Below are 2201 nucleotides of genomic sequence, written 5' to 3'. Positions count from 1 at the left end.
TAAACTAGGAAAATTCCAAAAACTTGTCAAGCTGTTTCTGGGCATCTCGATGTTTTAAACCACTCAAGATTTCATAATAAGTAATCAAGCTAAAACTCAATTGCCTGTATTCTTGGAGATACAAATTACAACAATGAACGACCTGGGGATGATTGCGGAAAAACAAGGAAAGAATATCAGTATCAAGTAAACAAGGTTTCAAATCTCGAATCTCCGCGATAAAGAATTTTGACGACGCTGTTCTACTTCTTCACAAAAATTTCTAAAATCTTCCTCAGGAAGATCTTCCCAAATCCCCGCAAACTTCATAATTTCCTTACCTTCAGACGTAAGATGAGTTTCTAGGGCATCTTTGAGTCGATTTAAAACACCCTCTAGAGAACTATCTTGGTAATCAATCGCATCTAATTCAGGAAATTTGACTAAATATCCATCGGGATTTTTGGAGATGACAATACTAATTGTATTGACCATTTTAAGCCCTCCTATCTGACTCTAAATTTTCAGTCTTGTTGTTTTTTATCGATGGTAAATAAGGAATCAAACCTTTGCGGAATGCCTCTTCTTGTTCAGCTATGCCAAAGTGTTTGTAGAGTTCGCTTGTTAACTTAGTTGTTTACGTTTGGCAAACCAAACAACATATTCTCTCAAAAGAGGATTGCTTTCGATATGTTCGAGAAGTTTATTCATGGCTCAAAAAAGTAAAATCTCATTATATCACACTTAATTCTCTGTTAATTTATTTCTTGGAGATGTCTATTAGGCCAAATCCGGTTTTAAAAAAACGGTTATAATCAGGGACGACTGAAGTCGTTACTACGAAACGAGAAGCTTGTAAACTAGACTTTCTAATACGCATTCTCTCCAACTCAGCCCTCGTCGCTTCCAAAGTAGCCGCTTTCACCTCAATGCCAGTGTTGCCGAAGGCACTCGCTACGCGAGACCGCAATCCTATTTCTCTGCATCTCCCCACCACCAGCCAGGTTCTTCTGTTGGGTTCCAGTTTTAGGATAAACCTCGAAAATGGGATGCTCCCCCCAAATAGACATTTGCCTCGTTTAAGGTTAGACTGAGCTTAGGTGGGAATATTTGTCTTTGCTTATGTAAGTAGGTGGGTGGAATTAAATATAAGATTAACGTAGGTTGGGTTGAAGCATGAAACCCAACCCCCGCATGGGTTACGCTACCGCTAACCCATCCTACAAATAATTGTGCCTCCCTACTTAAGTCGGGACTAATAAAGCCGCTGCTATCTATATTTGTCTAGTTTTTTTATTGCAATCTAACAGGAGTTTAACTTATGAGTCAGATAGCTATCGATAAAATTTACGAGACAGATTTCTATCAATGGACAATGAAACAAGCCCAAGCCTTAAAAGAACAAAATGTCCAAGAATTGGACTGGGAAAACCTGATTGAGGAGATCGAAGCTTTGGGACGTAGTGATTATCAAGCAGTGGTCTCCTTACTAACTCGAATTATGCAACACCGCCTGAAGATTGATTACGCTAATAAGCCTGAGTGTAATCGCCATTGGCAAGCCGAAATCAAAGCTTTCTCTAACACTCTTAAGCGTCGCTACAGTCTATCAATGAAGCCTAAGCTAGAAGTAGAATGGCAAGGGATCTATTCGGATGCAGTTGACCTGTATTTGATTGACTATCCCCCTTCTAACATCCCTGAAACCTGTCCTTATCATTTTAATGATTTATTTTGATGCCAGAAACTCACCTTGATTTCTTAAAACTTAGGCAATTCCGAAGGCTAGAAGCCTGTTCCACACAGGTTATATTTACCTCGTTTACCTCGTTCCCAAGTTCTACCTGGGAACGCCATTTTTAGGTTCTACCTGAAGAATGATATATATGAATAAGGCAGAGCCTAAATCCTCTGGTTCCAAGGCTCTGCCTTGGAACCAGAATACACAGGTTATATTAGAAGTCTGTTTCACCATTAAATGAGATTAGAAATTATGTTTACCACTAAACCGATAACTACTGCTACTAAGATAAAAGAGAGGATGGAATGAAAGAGTGTCATGCGTCGCATCGCAACACTTTCAATGGATACGTCCGATGTTTGGTAACACATAGCGATAGTAAAAGAGTAATACATAAAATCCCAATAATCCACCAGTTCTTGATTGGGAAAGTCTAAACCTTTGCGGTAAGCGGATGAATCTTCTGCGGATAGTTCATCGT

3 protein-coding genes are annotated in these 2201 nt (G+C 39.3%); 1 reads left to right on the top strand and 2 read right to left on the bottom strand.

Annotated features, from left to right (window positions below; translation table 11 throughout):
- Window positions 1-198: 198 nt before the first annotated feature.
- The gene (locus IQ242_RS23095; protein ID WP_002765838.1) at window positions 199-474 is read right to left on the bottom strand and encodes a hypothetical protein; all 276 of its coding nucleotides are present in this window, start codon (window positions 472-474) and stop codon (window positions 199-201) included.
- An 826-nt stretch (window positions 475-1300) separates the two neighbouring features.
- Here IQ242_RS23095 and IQ242_RS23085 point away from each other — a divergent pair.
- Entirely contained in the window at window positions 1301-1717 is a 417-nt protein-coding gene (locus IQ242_RS23085) for a DUF29 domain-containing protein (protein ID WP_193961557.1), read from the top strand.
- Window positions 1718-1953: 236 nt separating this feature from the next.
- Here the strand turns inward: IQ242_RS23085 and IQ242_RS23080 are convergent.
- A partial coding sequence (locus IQ242_RS23080) for a DUF1345 domain-containing protein (protein ID WP_228021171.1) occupies window positions 1954-2201 on the bottom strand: 248 nt, incomplete at its 5' end.

Source organism: Microcystis sp. LEGE 08355, from assembly GCF_015207185.1.
Classification (GTDB): Bacteria; Cyanobacteriota; Cyanobacteriia; order Cyanobacteriales; family Microcystaceae; genus Microcystis; species Microcystis panniformis.
Note: the sequence above shows the minus strand (reverse complement) of the source record. Positions and strands in the feature narration are given on the sequence as shown.

Coding starts and splice junctions, on each gene's coding strand:
- IQ242_RS23095 (WP_002765838.1), bottom strand. CDS start 474: ATGGTCAATACAATTAGTATTGTCATCTCCAAAAATCCCGATGGATAT.
- IQ242_RS23085 (WP_193961557.1), top strand. CDS start 1,301: ATGAGTCAGATAGCTATCGATAAAATTTACGAGACAGATTTCTATCAA.